Origin of the sequence: Acinetobacter sp. AS5 (assembly GCF_048957595.1) — a bacterium.
Taxonomy (GTDB): domain Bacteria; phylum Pseudomonadota; class Gammaproteobacteria; order Pseudomonadales; family Moraxellaceae; genus Acinetobacter.
The window spans coordinates 1-687 of sequence record NZ_JARDAL010000159.1 but is presented as its reverse complement, the minus strand read 5'-3'; the positions used below and the strand labels follow the sequence as shown (position 1 = coordinate 687).

At 27.2% G+C, this 687-nt stretch carries 1 protein-coding gene; it reads right to left on the bottom strand.

Translation table 11 applies throughout. The annotated features are described in order from the left end of the window. Nucleotides 1-93: 93 nt before the first annotated feature. Entirely contained in the window at nucleotides 94-423 is a 330-nt protein-coding gene (locus PV763_RS17740) for a four-helix bundle copper-binding protein (protein WP_004641881.1), read from the bottom strand. Between the last annotated feature and the right edge of the window lie 264 nt (nucleotides 424-687).

Below are 687 nucleotides of genomic sequence, written 5' to 3'. Positions count from 1 at the left end.
ATAAGGTGTATTATGTTAATTTTAGGAAAGGCTCTAGACTAGCAGAATGATTATGTTAGTCTAGAGCCATATAATTAACATTATTGAAGTATTTTACATGGCAATTTTTCGACATTCTTCTGCACACTGACGGCAAGCCTCAGCACATTTTTTACAATGATCATGTGAATGTTTTTCACACTCTTCCGCACAATATTCACAGATCTTAGCACAAAGCTCACAAATCTCTTTGAGGAAAGGTGAGTTATGTTGTTGCATACGCACACATAACTGACAAATATCTGCACATTCTAGACAACGTTGAATACATTCACGCATCATCTCTAAATCTTTTTCTTTTAAACAAGAAGTTGCACATTCAGTACAAATAAGTGAACAGTTTGTACATGCAGAAATACACTCTGAAAATTCCGTATTAATCATTTTTTACTCTCAACTTATATAATCAAAGAAATAATTAAAACATAATTTTTTTCTACTAATTATTTTAAATTATTAGTAAATGTAATACATAATTTTAATTTATATGAATAATGTTAATTTTAACTAAATCTTATTTATATTCCAAATTATTAAAAAACAGTTTTTAATTAGGATAGATGATCAAGTATCAAAAGCAGCTATTCTTAAAATAACTACAATAATTTTATCACTTTAAAAATAGATTTTCCCTCCATTTAACATAAT